Source organism: Brevundimonas poindexterae, from assembly GCF_020524625.1.
Lineage (GTDB): Bacteria > Pseudomonadota > Alphaproteobacteria > Caulobacterales > Caulobacteraceae > Brevundimonas > Brevundimonas poindexterae_A.
Genome location: NZ_JAIVLL010000002.1, coordinates 350,665 through 373,152, shown reverse-complemented (window position 1 = coordinate 373,152; position 22,488 = coordinate 350,665). Strand labels below are relative to the sequence as shown.

The following is a 22,488-nucleotide window of genomic DNA, read 5'->3' as shown; positions in this document are numbered from 1 at the left end:
CAGGGGAGGGCGGCATGGGGGCCGACCGGATTCAGGCTTCGGACCAGCCGAACGGCGGGCCGGGCCTCAGGACCGTGGTGACCGCCTCGGCGGCGGGCACGGCCTTCGAATGGTATGACTTCTTCATCTTCGGCTCGCTGGCGACGATCATCGCCCGTCACTTCTATGCCGAGGTGGGCGAGACGACGGGCTATATCCTCGCCCTGCTGACCTTCGGGGTCGGCTTTGTCGTCCGGCCGCTGGGCGCGCTGGTGTTCGGCTGGTTCGGCGACAGGACCGGTCGCAAGACGACCTTCCTCGTGACCATCACCCTCATGGGCGGGGCGACCGTGACCATCGGCCTGTTGCCGGACTATGGCCAGATCAATGTCGCCGCGCCGATCCTGCTGATCCTGATGCGCGTGCTGCAGGGGTTTGCCCTGGGCGGAGAGTACGGCGGGGCGGCCATCTATGTGGCCGAGCATGCCCCGCGCGAGCGGCGCGGCCTGATGACGGGCTGGATCCAGACCACCGCCGCCCTCGGCCTGATCGGCGCCCTCAGCGTGATCCTGATTACACGCGCGGTCGTCGGTAGTGAGGCCTTCGACGCCTGGGGCTGGCGTATTCCGTTCCTCCTGTCGGCCCTGTTGCTGGCGGTGTCCCTGTGGATCCGCATGAAGCTGAACGAGAGCCCCGCCTATGTCCGCATGGAGGCAGAGGGGGCTGCGCATCGCGCGCCCTATCGCGAAGCGTTCGCCACATGGAAGAACGGGCGCTTCGTGCTCATCGCCCTGTTCGGCATCATGATCGCCCAGGGGGCGGTCTGGTACTGCGGCTATTTCTACACGCGCTTCTTCATGGAGCGGGTCCTGCGGGTCGATGTAGCGACCGTCGATCAGCTGGTGCTGGCGATCACCGTGGCGTCGGCATTGATGTATGTGTTCTTCGCCTGGCTGTCGGACCGGGTGGGGCGCAAGCCGGTCATGCTGTTCGGCATGATCCTGGCGCTCGTCGCCTTCTTCCCCGGTTTCCACGCCCTGACGCGAGCGGCCAATCCGGCACTGGCCGAGGCACAGGCCCGGGCGCCGGTCACGGTGGTGGCGGACCCGTCCACATGCGCGGTCCAGTTCGACCCCGTAGGCAAGGCGGCCTTCTCCAGCAGCTGCGACATCGCCAAGGCTGTGCTGTCGAACGCCGGGGTCAGCTATGACAATGTCGCGGCGCCCGCCGGAACGTCGGCTGTCGTGCAGGTCGGCGGGACGCGGGTCGCCTCGGTCGAGGGTGGCCAGCTGGACGACGCGGCGCTCAAGGCCGCCCGGACGGAAGTTGAGGCCCGCATCAAGGCGGCCCTGCTCGAGGCGGGTTATCCCGAGCGGGCCGATCCGGCACGCGTCAATCTTCCGGCCGTATTCGGAATCCTGATGATCTTCATGGTGGCGGCGACGGCACTCTACGGGCCGCAGGCTGCGGCCCTGGTCGAGCTGTTCCCGACCCGGGTGCGCTATACGGCCATGAGCCTGCCCTACAATATCGGCACCGGCTGGGTCGGGGGGCTTCTGCCGGCGGCCAGCTTTGCTTTGGTGGCCTGGTCGGGGAATATCTATTTCGGTCTGTGGTATTCGGTCGCCTTCACCCTGATCGCGGTGATCGTCAGCCTCATCTGGCTGCCGGAAACGCGGGGGCGCGATCTGGATACCATCGGCGACTGACGCGTTCCCTGCCCATATTTCTCCCCGCCTGAAAGGTCCTGTCATGTCCCATTCCGCCCGCGACGCCGGTCTGAAACTGCTGCGTGAGCATGCCCTGATCGACGGCAAGGCGGTGACGGGCGGCAAGACCATTGCGGTGGATGATCCGGCGACCGGTGAGGTTCTGGGCTCCGTGCCCGACCTCGGCGAGGCCGAAACGCAGCAGGCCATCGACGCCGCCGACCGCGCCTTCGAGGGCTGGTCCGGCAAGCGCACGGACGAACGCGCAGCCTTCCTGCGCGAATGGGCCCGGCTGATCGACGAGAACGCCGAGGGGCTGGCGGGGCTGATGGCGCTGGAAAACGGCAAGCCGCTGGAAGAGGCGAAGGGCGAGGTCGCGTACGCCAACGGCTTTCTGAAGTGGTTCGCGGGCGAGGCCGAGCGCATGATCGGCGAGACCCAGGACAGCCCGCTGGGCCATGTCATCCTGACCTTCCGCAAGGCCGTGGGTCCCTGTGCCCTCATCACCCCGTGGAATTTCCCGGCGGCCATGCTGACGCGCAAGCTGGGCCCAGCCTTTGCCGCCGGCTGCACCGCCGTGGTCAAGCCGGCCAGCCAGACGCCCTTTACCGCCATCGCCCTGGTCGAACTGGCACAGAAAGCCAGCCTGCCCGATGGCGTGCTGAACCTCGTCACCGGCGATGCCGCGACGGTCGGCGGGGTGCTCACGGCCTCGCCCGTGATCCGCAAGCTCAGCTTCACCGGCTCGACCCCCGTCGGCCGCAAGCTGGCCGAGCAGTGCGCGCCCACCCTGAAGCGCGTGTCGATGGAGCTGGGCGGCGCCGCCCCCCTGATCGTCTTCGCCGACGCCGATCTGGATCAGGCCGTGGCCGAGACCATCAAGGGCAAGTTCCGCAATTCCGGCCAGACCTGCGTCTGTCCGAACCGGGTCTATGTCGAACGATCCGTGGCGCGGGACTATGCCGACAGGCTGGCGGCCGAGGTGTCAAAGCTCAAGGTCGGCAATGCCTTTGACGATGGCGTCAAGGTCGGTCCGCTGATCGAGGACAAGGGCGTCGACAAGGTCGAGGATCATCTGAACAAGGTGAAGGCCGCAGGCGGTGAGGTGCTGACCGGAGGCGAACGTCACGCACTGGGCGGGCGGTTCTATACGCCGACCGTGACCTTCGGCGGCGATGACGCTCTGTTCCGCGAGGAGGAGACCTTTGGCCCGCTGGTGCCGGTGTTCGCCTTCGACAGCGAGGACGAGGTGCTGGACAAGGCGAACGACAGCGACCTGGGTCTGGCCTCCTATCTGTTCACCTCGAACCTGGACCGCGCCATCCGCATCGGCCGGCGGATCGAGGCCGGCATGTGCGGCATCAACACCGGCCTGATGTCGACGCCGGTCGCCCCCTTCGGCGGCGTCAAACAGTCCGGCTATGGCCGAGAGGGCTCGACCCACGGCATCGACGACTATCTGGACATCAAGACCCTGACGCTGAAGCTGGGCTAGGCGCGGCACGAGCAGGTGCTCTCCTTAGCTATGCCGTTCGCATTGAACGGTACGCGAATCGCGGCACAAGTTGAGAATGGCGAAAGATAGGCAATGGCAGTTTGAGACGCTGAGCCCTGATGCTCAAAAGGCGCTCGATTCCTTATTCTCGAAGTACGACCATGATGACCCATTTTCCAGCCATTGTGTTATTGGACTGTTTGACGTTCTGAGAGCGCATTACTTAATATGCGACTTTTTTTCTGAGAAAGGCGAAGGTCTTTTTCAGGCGGGCCCAAGAGACCTATCTTTACTGGAGTCGGCGGTTTCGCGACAGCAGTCGGTCCACTTTAATTCAGTAAAGTGGCACAATGAAATCGAAAAGATTGCGTCTCTATTTTTTGGGCTAATAAAAGATCACCCTTTTCATGATGCGAATAAGCGCACCGCATTTTTGATAATGCTGTATGCGCTACACGTAGAAAAGTACACTCCGAAAATATCAGAAAAAGAAATAGAAGATTTTACCGTTAATATTGCCAGCAATAACTATAAGACGAAGGCGAGATTTAAGTCGTTAAAAGATAGATATGGCGAATCTGACGCAGCAGTATACTTTATCGCGGAGTATTTGTCAGATAACTTTCGCAAAGTGGATAAAAGGAGGTATTTGGTAAACTATAGAGAGCTGAATCAGATATTAAAACGTTTTGGCTATGAGCTGTCGAATCCGGACAAGAACTATATCGACGTCGTTAGGAGGGTCCCTCGAAGGAAGTGGCTTGGCTGGGGGCCCCGTGAGGTTGTGGACCAAAAAGTCAAGCAAATCGGCTTTCCCGGCTGGACTCGTGAAGTGAATAAGGATGTGGTCGACGAGGTAAGGGTGGCGACCGGACTGACTTATCGGGATGGGTTTGATTCTGCCGCGTTTTTTCAAGCCGCAGACCCTGCGGCAGCACTTATCTCTCGCTACCAGACAGCGTTGGAGCGGCTCGCCTATCGCTAACGTCTTACACCGGCAGCGCGCCGCGCTTGACCACGGTGCGCATGGCGACGCTGGACGAGACGCGGGTGACGCCGGGGATGCGGGTCAGCTCGTGCGAATGGACCCGCTCCAGATCGTCGACGTCGCGCACCACCAGTCGCAGCAGGTAGTCCGAGCCGCCGGTCATCAGATAGCATTCGACCACCTCGGGCACGGTGGCGACGGCCGTCTCGAAGGCGGTCAGGGCGCTTTCGGCCTGGGATGACAGGGTGACGGTGACGAACACACTGATCGGCAGGCCCACGGCCCGCTCATTGATGATGGCGGCATAGCGGCTGATGACACCGGCGGTCTCGAGCGCCCGCAGGCGCCTGAGGCAGGCGCTCTCCGACAGGTTCACCGCGCGGGCCAGATCGGCATTCGAGATGCGTCCATTCTCCTGCAGGGCGCGCAGCATCTTGCGATCGATCGCATCCAGGGTGACGGCAGAAACAGTCTTCAAGGTCGCTCCTCGCGCAAGCTTCTGCGACTTTACGCTGTTCACTTCGCAAAATGAACAGGAACCTGCGCCGCGCCCCTCGCTAGATTGCGACCCGACACCGGTCCGGCCATCGCCGCCCAGCAGAGGAAACCGTCATGCGCGTAGGCGTCCCCAAGGAGATCAAGAAGAACGAGCACCGGATCGGCCTGACGCCGACGGCGGTGCGCGAATATGTGGCCCACGGCCACTCGGTTCTGGTCCAGACCGGGGCCGGCGAGGGCGCGGGCTTCCCCGATGCCGAGTACAAGCTGGCGGGCGCAAAGATCGCCCCCGACGCCAGGACCGTCTTTGCCGACAGCGACATGATCGTGAAGGTCAAGGAGCCCCAGAAGGTCGAATGGGAGATGCTGCGCGAGGACCAGATCCTCTACACCTATCTCCACCTGGCGCCCGATCCCGAGCAGACCAAGGGCCTGCTGGCCTCCAAGTGCGCGGCCATCGCCTATGAGACCGTCACCGACCGCAACGGCGGCCTGCCGCTGCTGGCGCCGATGTCGGAAGTGGCCGGCCGGATCGCCGTCTTCTCGGCGGCCGAGACCCTGCTGAAGCACAACGGCGGCATGGGCCTGCTGTTCTGCGGCGTGCCCGGCGTGGCCCCGGCCCGCGTGGCGGTGCTGGGTGGCGGCGTGGTGGGCTTTAACTCGGCCCGCATGGCGCTGGGTCTGGGTGCCGAGGTCGTGGTGCTGGAACGCTCCATCCCCCGCATGCGCGAAATCGACGAACTGACCGACGGCCGGGTCATCACCCGCTACTCCTCGATCAACGCCATCGAGGAAGAGATCATGAAGGCCGACGTCGTGATCGGCGCGGTTCTGGTGCACGGCGCCGCCGCGCCCAAGCTGGTCAAGCGCGAGCACCTGAAGCAGATGAAGAACGGCTCGGTGCTGGTCGACGTCGCCATCGACCAGGGCGGCTGCTTCGAGACCTCCAAGCCGACCACCCACGAGGACCCGACCTATGAGATCGACGGCGTGGTCCACTACTGCGTGGCCAATATGCCGGGCGCCGCGCCGCGCACCTCTTCGGAAGCCCTGAACAACGCGACCCTGCCGTTCGGCCTGGCGCTGGCCGATCATGGCCTCGACGCGCTGAAGAAGGACCCGCACCTGGCGCGCGGCCTCAATGTGCTGGGCGGCCAGATCACCTATCCCGCCGTGGCCGAGGCCATGGGCATGGAGTGGTCCGACCCCTACGGCGTCTGGGGCAAATAGGGCCTAGACCCGGATCGAGACGGCGGGGCCGGACGCGGCCCTGTCGATCTCTCGCTCCAGCTCGGCCTGATCGCGATCGGCGCGCTTCCAGTCCTCCTCGCTCGGGGGATGGATGGACTGGAGGGACTCGCTGCGCACATCCTCGCGGGCCTTCTTCAGGCCGCGCACGATCTGCCGGACCTCATCGAAGAAGGCATAATCCGAGAAGGCGTCGGCCTCGCGGGCCTCCAGCGCCTTGATCTGTGAATCCATGCCGGTCGTATCGAGGCCTGCTTCGGCGGACGCGTCGCGGGCCGCGATGGCATCGGCGGCCTGTCGGCGTATGAGGGCCAGGTCCCCGGCCGAGACATTGCGTCCGCCGGCCTCGGCATAGGCCTTGACCGCCGCCTTCATCTCGCGCGCAATTTCGCCCGCCAGCTTCAGGGCGGTGCGCGGATCGATCTTGATCATCAGCTTCAGCGCGTCCATGCGTGCCTTGACCCGCTCCAGCCGCTTCCAGGCCAGGTCGCGGGCCTGGGCCTTCTGCGAGGCGGGTTGAAGGGCAGGGGCGTCCCCGGCCTCCTCCGTCTTGTCGGGTGTCTTCGGCGCGCGCGCGGGCGCTTCCGCCTTCGGCGTCGGCGTCAGCCTCGGCGGTGCCGGGAGCAGGCCTGTGATGGTCGAGATCATTCTGATCCCCCGTGATTTCGCCGCCCATCCTGCAGGCTGCGGCTTTCGATCCGCTTAAAGACGCCTGTAATTTGCCGCCCTCATGGGCCATAAGCCGGGCATGAAGTTCCTCGATCAGGCCAAGATCTACATCCGCGCGGGCAACGGCGGGGCGGGTTCCGTCTCGTTCCGCCGCGAGAAATTCATCCCGAACGGCGGCCCCGACGGCGGAGACGGCGGGCGCGGCGGCGACGTCTGGATCGAGGCGGTCGAGGGGCTCAATACCCTGATCGACTATCGCTACCAGCAGCATTTCAAGGCGCAGACCGGCCACCACGGCCAGGGCCGCCAGATGCACGGTGGCAAGGGCGAGGATGTGGTGCTCAAGGTGCCTGTCGGCACCCAGGTGCTGGACGAGGACAAGGAAACCGTCCTGCTCGACATGGATACGGTCGGCATGCGCGAGCGCCTGCTGCGCGGCGGCAATGGCGGCTGGGGCAATGTGCGCTTCAAGGGCCCCGTCAACCAGGCCCCGCGCCATGCCAATCCGGGCCAGGAGGGCGGCGAGCGCTGGATCTGGCTGCGGCTGAAACTGATCGCCGATGTCGGTCTGGCGGGCCTGCCCAATGCCGGCAAGTCGACCTTCCTGTCGGCGGCGTCGGCGGCCAAACCCAAGATCGCCGACTATCCGTTCACGACCCTGACGCCCAATCTGGGCGTGGTCGATCTCAGCCCCAGCGAGCGGTTCGTCATCGCCGACATCCCGGGCCTGATCGAGGGGGCGAGCGAAGGGGCGGGGCTGGGCACGCGCTTCCTCGGCCACGTCGAGCGCTCGGCCAGCCTGATTCACCTGATCGACGGCACCCAGGACGATGTGGCGGGCGCCTACCGCACCATCCGCAACGAGCTGGAAGCTTACGGCGAAGGGCTGGCGGACAAGACCGAACTGGTGGCCCTGAACAAGATTGACGCCCTGTCCGAAGAGCTGCGCGCCGAGAAAACGGCAGAGCTTGCAACCGTTCTGGGATACGAGCCGTTCCTCGTGTCGGGCGTGTCCGGAGAGGGCGTGCCTGAACTGCTGCGCGCGGCCTGGGCTGAAGTCCGCCGGACGCGTGGCGAGATCGAGGACGAGGACGCCCTGTCGGACGACGGGGTGTCGCCCACGACGGAGGAATGGACACCTTGACCCGCAAACGGCCGCTCCAGGCCGCCAAGACGATTGCCGCCGCTGACCGCATTGTTCTGAAGATCGGCTCTGCCCTGCTGGTGGACCGCAAGTCCAATACGGTGGACATGGCGCGTCTGAAGGGCCTGGCCGCCGACATCGCCGACTGGCGCGAAGAGGGCAAGCAGGTTCTGGTGGTCTCGTCCGGTGCCGTCGCGCTGGGGCGTCGACGCCTCGGCTCGCGGGCTAGGGGCGGGGGTCTGGAGAAGAAGCAGGCCTCGGCCGCTGCCGGCCAATCCATGCTGATGCACGCCTGGGAGTCGGTGTTCGACCCCTATGACATCGTCACCGCCCAGATCCTGCTGACCCGCGACGACACCGAGGTCCGCCGCCGCTGGCTGAACGCGCGCGCCACCGTCGGCGCCCTGCTGGACATGGGCGCGGTACCGATCGTCAACGAGAACGATACCATCGTCACCGAACAGATCCGCTATGGCGACAATGACCGGCTGGCGGCCCGCGTGGCCCAGCTGATCGGCGCGGACCTGTTGATCCTGCTGTCCGACGTGGACGGGGTCTATACCGCCGACCCGCGCCAGAATCCGGATGCGGAACATATTCCTTTCATCGCCGAGCTTACCCCCGAGATCGAGGCCATGGCGACCGGCGCCAACGCCGCCGCCGGTGTCGGCACCGGTGGCATGGCGACCAAGCTGATGGCCGCCCGGATCGCGGGCGAGGCCGGGTGCGCCACCCTGATCGCCGCCGGCCGCTCGAAGAAGCGCGGCTCGCAGCACATCGAGGAAGGCCGTCGTTGCACCCTCATCGCGCCCTCGACCACGGTGCGCGCGGCCTACAAGCAATGGATCGGCGGCTCGCTGGCCACGCGCGGCCAGATCGTGGTCGACAGCGGCTGCCTGAAGGCGCTGGGGCGCGGCAAGTCCCTGCTGGCTGCCGGCGTCGTCGCGGTCGACGGCAATTTCGGCAAGGGCGATCCGGTCGAGGTGTTCGACGACACGGGCGCCGAGATCGGTCGTGGCCTCGTGCGCTACGACGCCTCCGATGTGACGAAGATTGCCGGCCTCAGATCCCCGGAAATCAAGGCCGCGCTGGGCTATCCCGGCGGTCCGGTGGTGATCCACGCCGACGACCTGGCCTTGCGCTGACGAAGCCCGAACCGCCCCTCGGGGGTTGAAACTGACGGAGACGGACCGACCTTAAAGGAATGACCATGACCCAGACTGCGGAGATCGCACCCGACACATCCACCGGATCCACCCTCGAAGCCGAGATGCTGGCTCTGGGCCGAAAGGCCCGCGCTGCAGCACGAGAGCTGGGCCTTGCCTCGGCCGAGACGCGGACACGCGCCATCGCCAGCATGGCCAAGGCGCTCAAGGCCCGCTCGGCCGAGGTGCTGGAGGCCAATGCTGCGGACCTCGAGGCCGCGAAGGCCAAGGGCATGGCGTCGGCCATGATGGACCGGCTGGCGCTCGACGAAAAACGTCTGGGCGGGGTGATCGAGGCTCTGGAGAAGATCGCGGCCATTCCCGACCCCGTCGGCATCGAAACGGCGCGCTGGACCCCCGACAACGGCCTCGACATCGCCCGGGTGCGTACGCCGATCGGCGTGCTGGCCATCATCTATGAAAGCCGCCCCAATGTGACGGCCGATGCCGCGGCCCTGGCCGTGCGCGCCGGCAATGCGGTGATCCTGCGCGGAGGCTCGGAATGCCTGCGCTCGAACCTCGCCATTCACGCCGCCCTTGCCGAAGGGCTGAAGCATGCCGGCCTGCCGCAGGAGTGCGTGCAGATCGTCACCACCCGCGATCGGGCGGCGGTCGGTCACATCCTGCAAGGCCTGGACGGGTCCATCGACCTGCTCATCCCGCGCGGCGGCCGCTCGCTGGTCGAGCGCGTGCAGACCGAGGCGCGCGTCGCCGTCCTCGGCCATCTCGAGGGCGTCAATCATGTCTATGTCGACGCCAGCGCCGATCCGGACATGGCGCGCGAGGTGGTGCTGAACGCCAAGATGCGCCGCGTGTCGGTCTGCGGGGCCGCCGAGACCCTGCTGGTCGACAAGGCCGGGGCCGAGAAACTGTTGCCGGGCATCGCCGAGGCCCTGACCAAGGCCGGCTGTGAGCTGCGCGCCGATCCTGCGGCCCGCAAGATCATCCCCGACGCGACCGAGGCCACCGACGCCGACTGGCCCACCGAATATCTGGCCGCCATCATGGCCGTGAAACTGGTCGACGGCATCGGCGGCGCGCTGGAGCACATTGCCCGCTACGGCTCGGGTCACACAGAGGCGATCGTCGCCTCCGACGATGCGGTGATCGAGCGCTTCCTGTCCCAGGCGGACGCCGGCATCGTGCTGGCCAATGCGTCGACCCAGTATGCCGACGGCGGCGAGTTTGGATTTGGCGGCGAGATCGGCATTTCCACCGACCGACTGCACGCGCGCGGCCCGGTGGGCGCCGAACAGCTGACCAGCTTCAAATATGTGGTACGCGGCAAGGGCCACGCCCGGCCCTGAGCCCCACAATCAGGGCCCCGCAATCAGGTCGAGACAAGCCGGGACGGGAATGTTAGGGCAGCGCTGAGCATAAGCCCCGCCGAGACCCGTCCTTGAGCTTCTTTCACGCCGGCCCTGCCCCCCGGACCTCCGGGCCCCGCCCCGGCGGCCTGAACGACGGGCTGCTGCTCTATCCGGGCATGCGGGTCGGCCTGTTCGGCGGCTCGTTCAATCCCGCGCATGAGGGCCATGTCCATGTGGCCGAAACGGCCCTGCGTCGTCTGGGCCTGGACCGGGTCATCTGGCTGGTCTCGCCCCAGAATCCGCTGAAGTCCTCGACCGAAACCGCCCCGCTCGCCGAGCGGATGGCCTCGGCCCGTCACTGGGCCGACCGGGGCGACGGCGCCCGCCACATGGTCATTTCCGACTTTGAGTCCCGGGTCGGCACCACCCGCACCATCGACACATTGCGGGCGCTCACGGCCCGTTATCCGGGTGTGAAGTTCGTCTGGCTTATGGGGTCGGACAATCTGGCCAGCTTCCATCGTTGGCGCGGCTGGACCGACCTGCTGTCCCTGATGCCCATGGCCGTCGTCGCCCGCCCCGGCAGCCTGCTGGAGAGCCGCTCGGCGCCTGCGGCCCTCCGCTATCGCCGCTACCGCATCCACGCCCACGAGGCGCTGACCCTCGCCGACCGCGAGGCCCCGGCCTGGGTCTATCTGACGGCGCCGCTCAACCGGGCCTCCTCGACCGAGATTCGTGCGGCGGCGGGCCGCTCGTGACCGCCCCGGCGGGATGTGCTAGGCTGGCGCCTGATCTGTCACCGACTGGAGTATTCCGCTGACCCCCTCGCCCGCGCACGACGTGCACGCTGACGACACGCCTTCCGCCGAGACCGACGGCCCGGACAGTCCCGGCGCCCACTCTGCGGAACTTCCGACCGGAAGCACCCCGCTCGAAAACGCCCTCCTGGCCAAGCTGGACGAGGACAAGGCGCAGGACATCGTCCTGATCGACCTCAAGGGCAAAAGCCCGATGTCCGACACCATGATCGTGGCTTCGGGCCGCTCGCATCGCCACGTCAGCGCGCTTGCCGACCACCTGCTGCGGACGCTCAAGGATCACGGCCTCGGCCGGGTCAAGGTCGAGGGCCTGCCGCACTGCGACTGGGTGCTGATCGATGCCGGTGACGTCATCGTCCACCTGTTCCGGCCCGAGGTGCGGACCTTCTACAACATTGAAAAGATCTGGGCGGTCGATGCCGCCCACCGCACGGCCCGCGTCTGATCCCTTGCCGGTCCGGGGACGGCCTTCGTGAAACTCTCGATCGTCGCCATCGGCCGCGCGGGGCGGGGTCCCGAAGCTGAACTCGCCAGCGACTATGCCGAACGCGTGGGCCGCACCGGCCGGGCGATCGGCCTGGGCCCCTGTGATCTGGTGGATCTAGAACCGAAAAAGTCGGGTCCGGCACCCGAGGCCGCAGCGTTGCTGGCGGCCACGGCCGGGGCGCGCCTGATCGCCTGTGACGAGCGCGGGCGGACCTTCTCGTCGCGCGCCTTCGCCGAGTTGATCCGCGACATCCGCGACGGCGGAGAGCGCCATCTGGCCTTTGTCATCGGCGGCGCCGACGGTCTGGACGCCAGCGTGCGGGACGCGGCCTCGATGACACTGGCCTTCGGGCCACAGACCTGGCCCCACGCCCTGGCCCGCGCCATGCTGGCCGAACAGATCTACCGGGCGACCTCCCTGCTGGCCGGCACCCCCTATCATCGGGACTGAGGGCGATGTGGCGTGCCCTCCTTATCGTCCTGCTGGCCTGCGGTCTGGTCGGGCCCGTCTCGGGCCAGACCCCGACCCGTGCCGATCCGGAAGCCGTCGCCCAGCTTCAGGCCCGCTATCGCGACGCGGTCATCCGCTCGCGGCGGCTGGAGGCGGATGTCTCTGCCCTCGATCGTCGCATCGCCTCGACCGAAGCCGCCCTGGCCCGCCAGCCGGTCGAGGGCGATCTGACCGTCCAGCTCCAGCGCCGCCAGCTGGATGCGGCCGGTCGGCTCGAGGCGCGGGCGCTTGAGGACCTGGCCCTTGCCCGGGGGCCGCTGGCCCGGGTGCTGGGCGCGCTCCAGACCCTGACCCGGCATCCGCCGCCGCCGCTGCTGGTCTCGTCGGACGAGGCGGTCGACACGGTGCGCGCCGCCGTCCTGATGCAGGCGCTGGTCGCGCCGCTCGAGGCCCAGGTGGAAAAGGCCGACCGGCGCCGGGATGCCGTGGTCGCGGAGCGTCGGGCCCTGGCCCTGAAAAGCGAGCGGCTGTTCGTCAGCGAAAGCCAGACGGGCGACCGTCGCGCCAGTCTGGATGCCCGCCTGTCCGCGGATCGTGCCCGTCGGGCCAGTCTTCGGGCCGAGGCGGCGCGGGCCGGTCGCGAGGCCCGCGCGCTGGAAGCCCGCCTGCGGTCCTCGGGCGCCAACGTCCCGACCGTCGCCGTCAACCAGACACCGGCCCTGCGCCTGCCCGCCGGCCGCGACAGCCTGATGGCACCGGTCGAGGGGGCGCCGGTCGAGCGGTTCGGCAGCGGATCGACGGGCTGGCAATGGCGGGCCGCGGGCCAGCCCGTGGTCGCGCCCCTGTCGGCCGAGGTCATCCACGCGGGTTCGCTCGAAGGCTGGGGTCAGGTGGTCATTCTGGATGCCGGGCCCGGCTGGCGGGTCGTCCTGTCGGGTCTGGGTGCGCTGGACGTCGCCACCGGTCAGCGCGTCGAGACGGGCCAGCGGCTGGGGCAGGGCAGCGAGGCCCTGCCGGTCCTGCTGGAGCTGCGCCGCGAGGAACTGCCGGTCGATCCCTCGCCCTGGCTGGACTAGGCCCGGCCCGGTGACACAGATTTTATATCCCGGCTGGGGTTTCGCCTCGATTTGGTCCCGGGTTCCACTATTTGATAAGGCCCATGTCGGACGCTCGGGTCCTCTCCCGTCGTCACCGCCAAAGGAAAGACGAACGTATGCGTAAACTGCTGCTTGTCGGATGTGCGGCCCTGGCTCTGGGTGGCGGCGCTGCGGCCATGGCCCAGAACGCCCGCAACAACTCGACCTTCGAGGCCATCCAGCTGTTCGGCGACGTCATGGCGGTGGTCAAGCAGGCCTATGTGGTCCCGGTCGACGACAAGAAGCTGGTCGAGGCGGCCCTGAGCGGCATGATGACCGCGCTCGACCCCCACTCCAGCTATCTGGCGCCGGCGGGCTTTGGCGAGCTGCGCGAGCGCACCGAAGGACAGTATTCCGGCGTCGGCCTGACCATTTCGGCCGAGGGCGGCTTCGTGAAGGTCATCTCGCCGATGGACGGCGGTCCCGCTGCCCGGGCCGGGGTCCAGGCGGGCGATGTGATCTCGTCGATCGAGGGCATGACCGCGGCGGGCCTGTCGGTGTCGGAAGTGTCCGAGAAGCTGCGCGGGGCGGCGGGTACGGACGTGCGCGTCACCTTCCTGCGTGACGGCTCCGAGCCGCTCGAGGTCACCCTGACGCGCGAGATCATCAAGATCGAGTCCGTGACGGGCCGGGTCGAGGGCGACTTCGGCTATGTCCGCATCTCGACCTTCAACGAGAACACCGGCCGCGAGCTGAACGAGGTCATGGCCCGCCTGCAGGGCGAGAACCCGAACATCAAGGGCTATGTGCTGGACCTGCGCAACAATGGCGGGGGCTTGCTGACCGCGGCCATCGCCGTGTCGGACGCCTTCCTCGAACGCGGCGAGATCGTCAGCCAGCGTGGCCGGCGGCCCGAGCAGTTCGAGCGCTATTCGGCCCGTCCGGGTGATCTGGCCAACGGCCTGCCGGTCGTCGTGCTGGTCAACTATGGCTCGGCCTCGGCGTCCGAAATCGTGGCCGGCGCGCTCAAGGACCACCAGCGCGCGACCATCGTCGGCCTGACCAGCTTCGGCAAGGGATCGGTCCAGACCGTCATCCCGATGCGCGGCGGACAGGATGGGGCCGTGTCGATCACCACGGCGCGCTATTACACCCCGTCGGGCGCCTCCATCCAGAAGATCGGCATCGAGCCGGATCTGGAGGTCTCGCGCTCCTTCGCCGAGGCGGGCATCGTCGCCCGGTCGAACTTTATCTACTCCGAGGCGGCCTATGCGACCGCGCTGGACGCCTCGATCGGGGCCGAGCGCAAGGGCCCCCACGTGCCGTTCGAGGCCCCGGGCGAGGACTATCCCGACGACAAGGACTATCAGCTGGAGCGCGCCTTTGACGTGCTGCGCGCGGGCGGGGACCTGACCGAACTGGCCGCGGCCCCCGAGGGCATCGTCGTCACGCCGCCGGGCACCGAACCCGCCCAGATGGCGGCGACCGCCACTCCGGAATAGGGCAGGGGGCCGCGACCCCGTCATGGTGAATCGGGCGTTAGGCTTTCTTAACCGGCGCCCGGCATCATGGGGCAAGGTAGCCTGAACCGCGTCTGCGGGCCGGGCCGTGATGCCGACCGGGTCCGATGTCTGAGTCCAGTTTCGCCAAACGCCAGTCGCGTCTTGCCCGCCGGGCCGGCACTCCGCCGCCGCGGATGGATTTCGCTGCCCTGGCCAGGCGGGCCGTCGCCTTCTTCCGTCGCCCGCCGGTAGCCGTCGCCTCGGCCGGGCTGCTGGTCCTGCTGAGCGCCGGGCTGTTCGTCGCGGTTCTGGGCGACCCTCGCGCGGGCCTGCCGTCCGCCCGTGTCGACCTCAAGCGCGAGGCGGCCGTGGAGCGCGTGCCGACCGGCATGGAGGCCTTTACCGTCGGTGCCGACGCGGCCTGGCTGGATCTGGGCGCCGACCCCGACGCCCTCGGGACCGAGGCCGTCATCACCCTGCCCGACGGCGCCAGCGTCTCGGGCTCGGGCGAGGGCATCACCGCCCCGCGTCTGGCCGCCACCTCGCCCCTGCCGCGCGCGCCGATCGAGGGCCTGAGCCGCCCGGGACCCGCCGGCCCGCTGCCGGTCATCTCGGCCGACGGACGCACCCCGGCCGAAGCCTATGCCCGTCCGTTCCGGGCGAACGGCAAGCCGCGCGTGGCCCTGATCGTCGGTGGCCTCGGCCTGAACGCCACGACCACCCGCGCCGCGATCGAACGCCTGCCCCCGGAAATCACCCTCAGCTTCGTCCCCTATGCTGACGACCTGCAGGCCTGGATCGACCTCGCCCGCGCGCACGGCCATGAGGTGATGATCGAAATCCCGATGGAGCCGACCGGCTATCCCGACAACGATCCGGGCCCCTACACCCTGCTGGCGGACGGCGGCCCCGACGATGTCGCCAGCAAGCTGCCCTGGCTGCTGGGCCGGGCGACCGGCTATTTCGGCGTGACCAACTATCTGGGCGACCGCTTCATGACGTCAGACGCGGCGTTCGGCAGCATGCTGGGCACGCTGCGCACCCACGGTCTGGCCTTCATCGACGACGGCCAAGCGCGCCGCCGACCCGGTGCCTGGTCGCGCGCCAGTGCCGACCGGGTGATTGACGAGACCCAGACCCCGGTCGCCATCATGGGTCAGCTGAATGCGGTCGAGGCCATGGCCAAGCAGCGCGGCGATGCGCTCGGCACCGGATTCAGCTATCCCGTGACGGTCGAGGCCGTGGCCCGCTGGGCGGCCGGGCTTGAGGCCCGTGGTCTGCAACTGGCGCCCGCCAGTGCCATGACCCGTCGCCCGGGGCGCTAGGGGGGGATGCGCGTGCGCGATCTGTCCCTCTATCGGCCCAATGTCGGTGTCGTCCTGTTCAACGCGGAAGGCCTTGTCTGGCTTGGCCGCCGCATCGGGACGCCCGATCCCTGGAACTGGCAGTTCCCGCAAGGGGGTGTCGACAAGGGCGAGGACCTCGAGGCCGCCGCGCGCCGCGAACTGTTCGAGGAAACCGGAGTCCGCTCGGTTGAGTGGCTGGGCCAGACCGACGACTGGCTGACCTATGACTTCCCGCCCGAAATCCTGAACGGCCCCATGAAGCGCCGGGGCAACATCGGCCAGAAGCAGATGTGGTTCGCCTACCGGTTCACGGGGCGCGACGAGGAGGTCGACCTGACCGCGCACGGCGAGCAGGAGTTCGACACCTGGCGCTGGGCCGACCTGTCCGAAGCGCCCGGCCTGATCGTGCCCTTCAAGCGCGCCGTCTATGAAGAGGTCTGTGCCGCGTTCGCCCGGTTCGCCGCCTGACAGCCCTGCGGCTGGAGCACGCGTTTTGTCGACGCCGGATATTTGGCCATCAGCCGTGCTGGCCGGATCGGGCGTGGGACGAAGCCGCCGCCGCAGTTCGGGCACACGCCCTTCAGCGGTCCATCCACGCAATCTGCGCAAAACGTGCATTCGAAGGTGCAGATGCGGGCCGCCGAACTGTCAAACGGCAAGTCCCGGTCGCAGCATTCACAGTTGGGTCTGAGCTGGAGCACGTGATTTTCAATCCTCTCCTCGTGGGGGAGCGGGCGTGAGCATCAAGTGTCGGGATCGACCATCAGGCCCCGCTGGGGGTCCTCACCCGGTACGACATTGATGATCATATCGAGCCACGCCCCGTCCCGGTCGGGATCTTCGCCGATCACCCGGCTCACCACCATGGTCAGCCGCTGATCCGGATCTCCGCCATAATAGCGTTGCGCCGAGAGCCCGCCCCCCTCCACGGGCGCGCCTGCCTTGTGCCAGCCCTCGGCCTCAAGCTGCGCAATCACCGCATCGCCCTCCGGTCCGTGGCCATAAAGCTGAATCTGGCAAGTCGGATGGTGGAAGCTGACAAAGGCAACGACGCCATGACGGTCACTCAGACGGTCCGCGATGATGGCGGTGAAGCCCAGGGAGCTGAACGACGGCGCCCGCAGCATCTCGGGCAGAGGAAAGAACTGCGCCGGCGATCCGGGCGCATAGCCAGCGTCAAACGCAGCCTGCCTCAGCCCATCCATAGAATAGGGTGCGTCGCTGAAAAACCAGCCGCAGAAGTCCTCGATCCCGTTACGGATGGCCGCTTCGACGCTGACGGGCGGCGGCGGGTCGGGGCGCTCGACCGGTGGCCGGGCGTCCTGGCTTCGGTCGCGCAAGGCATCTTCCGCCCCGGCGATGACGGCGGCAGCGACCGCCTCTTCGGGTGTCACGAGGGCGGCCCGGGGGCAGGATCGGGGAATGTGGATTACTTGGCCCCCGCCGCCGGGCCCCACGCCGGGCTGATAGATCGTCGTTGCCGGGCGGCACCCTTGGGCATCCAGAGCCGGTTCTCCCACCGCGGTGCAGCCGCCAAGCGCGGCGAGCAGGCAGAGGCCGGCGACTCCAGCCAAAATCCGGCTCATGGCGTCTCAGGCCCGTAGGTCACCGCCCGCATGCCCTCGGACGCGCTGGGATCGTCGAAAAAGGCGACCGAGGAGGTGGGCGTGGCGTACAGATTGCGCACACCCTCGTACGAGCGAGGATAGCGCACCCGCGCATAGATTTCTCCGGACACGTCCGGCCCGAGGCTGATTTCCGCACTGGTCAGGGTGGGGTCCTCCGAGCGGACGAAGTGGTGCGCGCGGCCGAAACGGTCCAGATAAAGGTCTCCCGACGCAGGAAGCCTGGCCAGCAGGCTCTCGCCCTGAGTCCTGGCCCGCCGATCCCGGCGCGACGTAGACCCGGAAAGGGCCGCCTTGATCGCGTCCGCGACCTGGCCGCAGAAGCGTTCGGATTGCACATGCAGTCTCAAGTCCGGCTGACCGTCCCACGACAGAAGGAACCAGTCGACAGGTGCGGGCGGCTGTGGCGGTTCTGCGACGCAGCGTGGCGCGTCCTGTCCGGCAGCCGCCGGAACCGGCAGGACCGTCATGAGAGCAAGGATCAGGGCACCTGAAATGCGCAATGGCCGCCTCCTTCCGGAAGCGGCCATAAGGCTTCTTCAGATGAAACGCGTCAAGCGGGAATCAGCCCGCCGCCACTTCCGAGGCGCGCTCGGCCAGGATGGTCAGGCCGGCCGGGGTCACGTCGGCAAAACCGCCCTCGACCTCGAACTGGCGACGGTTACCGCCGTCCAGAACGGTGACGGTGCCTTCGCGCAGGGCCGTCATGAAGGGCGCGTGGTCGGCCAGCACGCCGAAGTCACCCTCGACGCCGGGCGCGTCCACCTGGTCCACGAGGCCCGAAAAGACCTCGCGTTCCGGCGAGACGAGGGAGAAGGAGAGCTTGCCGGCCATGATTACGCGGCTTCCGCGGCCAGCTTCTGGGCCTTCTCGACGGCTTCCTCGATGTTGCCGACCATGTAGAAGGCGGCTTCGGGCAGGTGATCGTATTCACCGGCGACGATGCCCTTGAAGCTGCGGATGGTGTCTTCCAGCGACACGAACTTGCCGGGCGCGCCGGTGAACTGTTCGGCCACGAAGAAGGGCTGCGACAGGAAGCGCTGGATCTTGCGGGCGCGGGCCACGACCAGCTTGTCCTCTTCCGACAGCTCGTCCATGCCCAGGATGGCGATGATGTCCTTCAGGGCCTTGTACTGCTGCAGGACTTCCTGAACCGAACGCGCGACCTGATAGTGCTCCTCGCCGATCACCAGCGGGTCCATGATCCGGCTGGTCGAGTCCAGCGGGTCCACGGCCGGGAAGATGGCTTGGGCGGCGATGTCGCGCGACAGCACGGTGGTCGCGTCCAGGTGGGCGAAGGAGGTGGCGGGCGCCGGGTCGGTCAGGTCGTCGGCGGGCACGTAGATGGCCTGCACCGAGGTGATCGAGCCCTTCTTGGTCGAGGTGATGCGCTCCTGCAGGTTGCCCATCTCGGTGGCCAGCGTCGGCTGATAGCCCACGGCCGACGGGATGCGGCCCAGCAGGGCGGACACTTCCGAACCGGCTTGCGTGAAGCGGAAGATGTTGTCGACGAACAGCAGCACGTCCTTGCCTTCCTCGTCGCGGAAGTACTCGGCCTGGGCCAGACCGGTCAGGGCGACGCGGGCGCGGGCGCCGGGGGGCTCGTTCATCTGGCCGTAGACCAGGGCGCACTTGGAGCCTTCGGTCGAGCCGTTGTTCTTGGTCGGGTCGACGTTCACGTTCGACTCGATCATCTCGTGGTACAGGTCGTTGCCTTCGCGGGTACGCTCACCCACGCCGGCCAGAACCGAATAACCGCCGTACGCCTTGGCGATGTTGTTGATCAGCTCCTGCATGGTCACGGTCTTGCCGACGCCGGCGCCGCCGAACAGGCCAATCTTGCCGCCCTTGGTGTAGGGGCACATCAGGTCGATGACCTTGATGCCCGTGACCAGGATTTCCGAGCTGGTCGACTGATCCTCGAAGCTCGGGGCCTCGCGGTGGATCGGGCGGTACATGGTGGTCTGGATCGGGCCCTGCTCGTCGATCGGCGCGCCGACCACGTTCATGATGCGGCCGAGCGTGCCCGGGCCGACCGGGGCCTGGATGGAGGCGCCCGTGTCGCTCACCGGCTGACCGCGGGTCAGGCCCTCGGTGGTGTCCATGGCGATGGTGCGGACCATGTTCTCACCCAGGTGCTGGGCGACTTCCAGGACCAGGGTGAAGGGCTCGCCCGTCTTCTGGTCGACGTTCTGGGTTTCCAGCGCGTTCAGGATGGCCGGCAGCTGGCCTTCGAACTCCACGTCGACGACGGCGCCGATGACCTGGGCGATCTTGCCCGTGCCGGTTCCGGCAACGGTCTTCGGAGCAGCCTTGGCGGCAGCGGCGCGCGGGGCGGCCGGCTTCTTCGCGGCGGGGGCCTTCTTGGCGGCGGGCTTCTTGGGGGCGGTGGTGTCGGTCATGGGTCGGTCCGTGTCGGAAGGGGCGTTCAGGGGCGGATCAGAGGGCTTCCGCGCCCGCGATGATCTCGATCAGTTCGGTGGTGATCTGGGCCTGGCGTTTGCGGTTGTACTGCAGGGTCAGGCTGTTGATCAGGTCGCCGGCGTTGCGCGTGGCATTGTCCATGGCGCCCATCTGGGCCCCGAAGAAGCTGGCCTGGTTCTCGTACAGCGCGGCCAGGATCTGGGTGGTGATGTTGCGCGGCAGGAGGGTCTCGAGGATTTCCTCCTCGGACGGCTCATACTCATAGACGGCGCCGTTCAGATTGACCGGCGGCGCGTCCCCGGCAACCTCGGCCGGGATCAGCTTCTTCGGCGTCGGCACCTGGCTGATCACCGACTGGAAGCGGCTGTAGAACAGGGTCACGACGTCGGCGCGTCCGGCCTCGAACTCCTCGGCGATCATGTCGGCGATGGGCTCGGCGGCGGGCAGGCCGATCACCTTGTGGTCGCTCATCTCGAAGGTGTGGACCAGCTTGTCGCCATACAGACGTGCCAGGCCGTCCCGCGACTTCTTGCCCACGGCGATGATGCGCACATCCTTGCCACCCTTGATCAGGGTGTTGATACGCTCGCGGGCCGCCCGGATGACGTTCGAGTTGAACCCGCCGGCCAGACCCTTGTCGCCGGTGGCGACGACGATCAGGTGCTTTTGCTCGGCGCCGGTGCCGGCCAGCAGCTTCGGCGCGTCGTCACCCGACACGCCGGCCGCCAGATTGGCGATCACCGAGGCCATCTTCTGCGCATAGGGACGGGCGCTTTCGGCCTGGTCCTGGGCACGCTTCAGCTTGGCCGCCGCGACCATGTTCAGGGCTTTCGTGATCTTCTGCGTGGACTTCACGCTTCCGATCCGATTGCGCATTTCCTTGAGGCTGGCCATTCGGCGTTCCTCTAGCTCCTAGCTGTGGCGGCGATCAGGCGAAGGTCTTGGCGAAGGATTCGATGGCGTCCTTCAGTTCGGCTTCCAGCTCCGGCGACAGGGCCTTCTTGGTGCGGATGGCGTCCAGAATGCCGGCGTGCTTGGAGTGCATGCGGGCCAGCAGCTCGCGCTCGAAGCGACCGACGTCCGAGGTGGCGATACCGTCCAGATAGCCGCGCGTACCGGCATAGATGGAGACAACCTGCTCCTCGACCGCCAGCGGCGAATATTGCGGCTGCTTCAGCAGCTCGGTCAGGCGCTCGCCGCGGGCCAGCAGCTTCTGGGTCGAGGCGTCGAGGTCCGAACCGAACTTGGCGAAGGCGGCCATTTCCCGGTACTGGGCCAGCTCGCCCTTGATGGAGCCGGCCACCTGCTTCATCGCCTTGATCTGGGCCGAGGAGCCCACGCGCGACACCGAGATGCCGACGTTCACGGCCGGGCGGATGCCCTGGTAGAACAGGTCCGATTCCAGGAAGATCTGGCCGTCGGTGATCGAGATGACGTTCGTCGGGATGTAGGCCGACACGTCGTTCGCCTGGGTTTCGATGATCGGCAGGGCGGTCATCGAGCCCGAGCCGTAGTCGCCGTTCAGCTTGGCCGAACGCTCCAGCAGGCGGCTGTGCAGATAGAAGACGTCGCCCGGATAGGCTTCACGGCCCGGCGGACGGCGCAGCAGCAGCGACATCTGGCGATAGGCGACGGCCTGCTTCGACAGGTCATCGTACACGATCAGGGCATGCATGCCGTTGTCGCGGAAGAACTCGCCCATGGCGGTGCCGGCGAACGGCGCCAGGAACTGCAGCGGGGCGGGCTCCGAGGCGGTGGCGGCCACGACGATGGTGTAGTCCAGGGCGCCGCGCTCTTCGAGCGTCTTCACGATCTGGGCGACGGTCGAGCGCTTCTGGCCGATGGCGACGTAGATGCAGTAGAGCTTCTCGCCTTCCGACGCCGCATTGGCGTTGACGTTCTTCTGGTTGAGGATGGTGTCGACGGCCACGGCGGTCTTGCCGACCTGACGGTCACCGATGATCAGCTCACGCTGGCCACGTCCGACCGGGATCAGGGTGTCGATGGCCTTCAGGCCGGTCTGCATCGGCTCGTGCACCGACTTGCGGGGGATGATGCCCGGGGCCTTCACGTCCACGCGGCGACGCTCGGTGAATTGGATCGGGCCCTTGCCGTCGATCGGCTCGCCCAGCGGGTTCACGACGCGGCCCAGCAGGCCCTTGCCCACCGGCACGTCCACGATCTCGCCCAGGCGGCGGACCTCGTCGCCCTCGGCGATTTCATTGTCCTGGCCGAAGATCACGGCGCCGACGTTGTCGACTTCCAGGTTCAGGGCCATGCCCTTCACGCCGGCCTTGGGGAATTCGATCATCTCGCCGGCCTGGACGTTGTCCAGACCGTGGATGCGGGCGATGCCGTCACCGACCGACAGCACCTGGCCGACGTCCGAAACATCGGCTTCCACGCCGAAAGCGGCGATCTGCGACTTGAGGATGGCCGAAATCTCGGCGGCGCGGATGTCCATTGGGGGGCTCTTCTTGGCTTAGCGTTCAGTCGTGAGGGGCGGGCAATCAGT

23 protein-coding genes are annotated in these 22,488 nt (G+C 67.3%); 14 read left to right on the top strand and 9 right to left on the bottom strand.

Annotation, left to right across the window (positions count from 1 at the left end; translation table 11 throughout):
• The first annotated feature begins 14 nt into the window (after nt 1-14).
• The 3 genes from LC068_RS08110 (at nt 15) to LC068_RS08100 (ending at nt 4,168) form a co-directional block, all read left to right on the top strand.
• On the top strand, nt 15-1,688 hold the full coding sequence (locus LC068_RS08110) for an MFS transporter (protein ID WP_226636177.1): 1,674 nt from the start codon (nt 15-17) through the stop codon (nt 1,686-1,688).
• Nucleotides 1,689-1,731: 43 nt separating this feature from the next.
• The gene (locus tag LC068_RS08105; RefSeq protein ID WP_226636176.1) at nt 1,732-3,183 is read left to right on the top strand and encodes an NAD-dependent succinate-semialdehyde dehydrogenase; all 1,452 of its coding nucleotides are present in this window, start codon (nt 1,732-1,734) and stop codon (nt 3,181-3,183) included.
• A gap of 76 nt (nt 3,184-3,259) precedes the next feature.
• Nucleotides 3,260-4,168, top strand: a complete 909-nt coding sequence (locus LC068_RS08100) for a type II toxin-antitoxin system death-on-curing family toxin (RefSeq protein WP_226636175.1) — start codon at nt 3,260-3,262, stop codon at nt 4,166-4,168.
• Nucleotides 4,169-4,172: 4 nt separating this feature from the next.
• Here the strand turns inward: LC068_RS08100 and LC068_RS08095 are convergent, their stop codons facing one another.
• The gene (locus LC068_RS08095) at nt 4,173-4,649 is read right to left on the bottom strand and encodes an Lrp/AsnC family transcriptional regulator (protein ID WP_226636174.1); all 477 of its coding nucleotides are present in this window, start codon (nt 4,647-4,649) and stop codon (nt 4,173-4,175) included.
• A gap of 134 nt (nt 4,650-4,783) precedes the next feature.
• Here LC068_RS08095 and ald point away from each other — a divergent pair, with 134 nt between their 5' ends.
• Nucleotides 4,784-5,899 (top strand): alanine dehydrogenase, encoded by a 1,116-nt coding sequence (ald, locus tag LC068_RS08090; RefSeq protein ID WP_226636173.1) that lies wholly within the window; start codon nt 4,784-4,786, stop codon nt 5,897-5,899.
• Nucleotides 5,900-5,902: 3 nt separating this feature from the next.
• Here ald and LC068_RS08085 read toward each other — a convergent pair whose 3' ends face one another.
• On the bottom strand, nt 5,903-6,565 hold the full coding sequence (locus LC068_RS08085; RefSeq protein ID WP_226636170.1) for a hypothetical protein: 663 nt from the start codon (nt 6,563-6,565) through the stop codon (nt 5,903-5,905).
• 100 nt (nt 6,566-6,665) lie between these two features.
• Between LC068_RS08085 and obgE the strand changes: the two genes are divergently transcribed.
• The 10 genes from obgE (at nt 6,666) to LC068_RS08035 (ending at nt 16,392) form a co-directional block, all read left to right on the top strand.
• Nucleotides 6,666-7,730 (top strand): GTPase ObgE, encoded by a 1,065-nt coding sequence (gene obgE, locus LC068_RS08080; protein WP_226636168.1) that lies wholly within the window; start codon nt 6,666-6,668, stop codon nt 7,728-7,730.
• Nucleotides 7,718-8,875: a glutamate 5-kinase gene (gene proB, locus LC068_RS08075; protein ID WP_226636166.1), complete on the top strand. Its 1,158-nt coding sequence runs from the start codon at nt 7,718-7,720 to the stop codon at nt 8,873-8,875. Before obgE ends, proB begins: the two co-directional genes overlap by 13 nt.
• A gap of 65 nt (nt 8,876-8,940) precedes the next feature.
• Entirely contained in the window at nt 8,941-10,242 is a 1,302-nt protein-coding gene (locus LC068_RS08070; RefSeq protein WP_226636164.1) for a glutamate-5-semialdehyde dehydrogenase, read from the top strand.
• 92 nt (nt 10,243-10,334) lie between these two features.
• Nucleotides 10,335-11,003 (top strand): nicotinate-nucleotide adenylyltransferase, encoded by a 669-nt coding sequence (locus tag LC068_RS08065; RefSeq protein WP_226636161.1) that lies wholly within the window; start codon nt 10,335-10,337, stop codon nt 11,001-11,003.
• A gap of 82 nt (nt 11,004-11,085) precedes the next feature.
• The gene (gene rsfS / locus LC068_RS08060; protein WP_209119144.1) at nt 11,086-11,508 is read left to right on the top strand and encodes a ribosome silencing factor; all 423 of its coding nucleotides are present in this window, start codon (nt 11,086-11,088) and stop codon (nt 11,506-11,508) included.
• 27 nt (nt 11,509-11,535) lie between these two features.
• Nucleotides 11,536-12,000: a 23S rRNA (pseudouridine(1915)-N(3))-methyltransferase RlmH gene (gene rlmH, locus LC068_RS08055; protein WP_226636159.1), complete on the top strand. Its 465-nt coding sequence runs from the start codon at nt 11,536-11,538 to the stop codon at nt 11,998-12,000.
• A 5-nt stretch (nt 12,001-12,005) separates the two neighbouring features.
• Entirely contained in the window at nt 12,006-13,076 is a 1,071-nt protein-coding gene (locus LC068_RS08050) for a murein hydrolase activator EnvC family protein (RefSeq protein WP_226636156.1), read from the top strand.
• A gap of 137 nt (nt 13,077-13,213) precedes the next feature.
• Nucleotides 13,214-14,578: a S41 family peptidase gene (locus LC068_RS08045; RefSeq protein ID WP_226636154.1), complete on the top strand. Its 1,365-nt coding sequence runs from the start codon at nt 13,214-13,216 to the stop codon at nt 14,576-14,578.
• Nucleotides 14,579-14,703: 125 nt separating this feature from the next.
• A complete protein-coding gene (locus LC068_RS08040) occupies nt 14,704-15,903 on the top strand; it encodes a divergent polysaccharide deacetylase family protein (protein ID WP_226636152.1) in 1,200 nt (399 codons plus the stop codon).
• A gap of 6 nt (nt 15,904-15,909) precedes the next feature.
• Nucleotides 15,910-16,392 (top strand): RNA pyrophosphohydrolase, encoded by a 483-nt coding sequence (locus LC068_RS08035; protein ID WP_226636150.1) that lies wholly within the window; start codon nt 15,910-15,912, stop codon nt 16,390-16,392.
• On the opposite strand, the gene LC068_RS08030 is transcribed toward LC068_RS08035, so the two are convergent.
• The 7 genes from LC068_RS08030 to atpA are packed head-to-tail and all read right to left on the bottom strand — an operon-like array spanning nt 16,350 to nt 22,437.
• A complete protein-coding gene (locus LC068_RS08030; protein ID WP_226636148.1) occupies nt 16,350-16,625 on the bottom strand; it encodes a DUF1272 domain-containing protein in 276 nt (91 codons plus the stop codon). The genes LC068_RS08035 and LC068_RS08030 overlap by 43 nt on opposite strands.
• Nucleotides 16,626-16,667: 42 nt before the next feature.
• On the bottom strand, nt 16,668-17,510 hold the full coding sequence (locus LC068_RS08025) for a hypothetical protein (RefSeq protein WP_226636146.1): 843 nt from the start codon (nt 17,508-17,510) through the stop codon (nt 16,668-16,670).
• Nucleotides 17,507-18,079, bottom strand: coding sequence for a hypothetical protein (locus LC068_RS08020; RefSeq protein ID WP_226636144.1), 573 nt, complete (start codon nt 18,077-18,079; stop codon nt 17,507-17,509). Before LC068_RS08020 ends, LC068_RS08025 begins: the two co-directional genes overlap by 4 nt.
• Before the next feature lie 34 nt (nt 18,080-18,113).
• Nucleotides 18,114-18,383, bottom strand: a complete 270-nt coding sequence (locus LC068_RS08015; protein WP_226636142.1) for an ATP synthase F1 subunit epsilon — start codon at nt 18,381-18,383, stop codon at nt 18,114-18,116.
• A gap of 2 nt (nt 18,384-18,385) precedes the next feature.
• The gene (gene atpD, locus LC068_RS08010) at nt 18,386-19,951 is read right to left on the bottom strand and encodes a F0F1 ATP synthase subunit beta (protein WP_226636140.1); all 1,566 of its coding nucleotides are present in this window, start codon (nt 19,949-19,951) and stop codon (nt 18,386-18,388) included.
• Nucleotides 19,952-19,988: 37 nt separating this feature from the next.
• Nucleotides 19,989-20,867 carry a F0F1 ATP synthase subunit gamma gene (locus LC068_RS08005; protein WP_226636138.1) on the bottom strand — a complete coding sequence of 293 codons (879 nt, stop codon included), beginning with the start codon at nt 20,865-20,867 and terminating at the stop codon, nt 19,989-19,991.
• Between the two features lie 34 nt (nt 20,868-20,901).
• Nucleotides 20,902-22,437 (bottom strand): F0F1 ATP synthase subunit alpha, encoded by a 1,536-nt coding sequence (atpA, locus tag LC068_RS08000; RefSeq protein ID WP_226636136.1) that lies wholly within the window; start codon nt 22,435-22,437, stop codon nt 20,902-20,904.
• Nucleotides 22,438-22,488: the final 51 nt, after the last annotated feature.

Excerpts from the sequence above, each read along its gene's own strand:
- LC068_RS08035 (WP_226636150.1), top strand. The coding sequence starts at position 15,910 with ATGCGCGTGCGCGATCTGTCCCTCTATCGGCCCAATGTCGGTGTCGTC.
- LC068_RS08050 (WP_226636156.1), top strand. The coding sequence starts at position 12,006 with ATGTGGCGTGCCCTCCTTATCGTCCTGCTGGCCTGCGGTCTGGTCGGG.
- obgE (WP_226636168.1), top strand. The coding sequence starts at position 6,666 with ATGAAGTTCCTCGATCAGGCCAAGATCTACATCCGCGCGGGCAACGGC.
- LC068_RS08015 (WP_226636142.1), bottom strand. The coding sequence starts at position 18,383 with ATGGCCGGCAAGCTCTCCTTCTCCCTCGTCTCGCCGGAACGCGAGGTC.
- LC068_RS08020 (WP_226636144.1), bottom strand. The coding sequence starts at position 18,079 with ATGGCCGCTTCCGGAAGGAGGCGGCCATTGCGCATTTCAGGTGCCCTG.
- LC068_RS08045 (WP_226636154.1), top strand. The coding sequence starts at position 13,214 with ATGCGTAAACTGCTGCTTGTCGGATGTGCGGCCCTGGCTCTGGGTGGC.
- LC068_RS08070 (WP_226636164.1), top strand. The coding sequence starts at position 8,941 with ATGACCCAGACTGCGGAGATCGCACCCGACACATCCACCGGATCCACC.
- atpD (WP_226636140.1), bottom strand. The coding sequence starts at position 19,951 with ATGACCGACACCACCGCCCCCAAGAAGCCCGCCGCCAAGAAGGCCCCC.
- LC068_RS08085 (WP_226636170.1), bottom strand. The coding sequence starts at position 6,565 with ATGATCTCGACCATCACAGGCCTGCTCCCGGCACCGCCGAGGCTGACG.
- LC068_RS08040 (WP_226636152.1), top strand. The coding sequence starts at position 14,704 with ATGTCTGAGTCCAGTTTCGCCAAACGCCAGTCGCGTCTTGCCCGCCGG.
- LC068_RS08100 (WP_226636175.1), top strand. The coding sequence starts at position 3,260 with ATGGCGAAAGATAGGCAATGGCAGTTTGAGACGCTGAGCCCTGATGCT.
- LC068_RS08005 (WP_226636138.1), bottom strand. The coding sequence starts at position 20,867 with ATGGCCAGCCTCAAGGAAATGCGCAATCGGATCGGAAGCGTGAAGTCC.
- LC068_RS08105 (WP_226636176.1), top strand. The coding sequence starts at position 1,732 with ATGTCCCATTCCGCCCGCGACGCCGGTCTGAAACTGCTGCGTGAGCAT.
- proB (WP_226636166.1), top strand. The coding sequence starts at position 7,718 with ATGGACACCTTGACCCGCAAACGGCCGCTCCAGGCCGCCAAGACGATT.
- LC068_RS08025 (WP_226636146.1), bottom strand. The coding sequence starts at position 17,510 with ATGAGCCGGATTTTGGCTGGAGTCGCCGGCCTCTGCCTGCTCGCCGCG.
- LC068_RS08110 (WP_226636177.1), top strand. The coding sequence starts at position 15 with ATGGGGGCCGACCGGATTCAGGCTTCGGACCAGCCGAACGGCGGGCCG.
- atpA (WP_226636136.1), bottom strand. The coding sequence starts at position 22,437 with ATGGACATCCGCGCCGCCGAGATTTCGGCCATCCTCAAGTCGCAGATC.
- ald (WP_226636173.1), top strand. The coding sequence starts at position 4,784 with ATGCGCGTAGGCGTCCCCAAGGAGATCAAGAAGAACGAGCACCGGATC.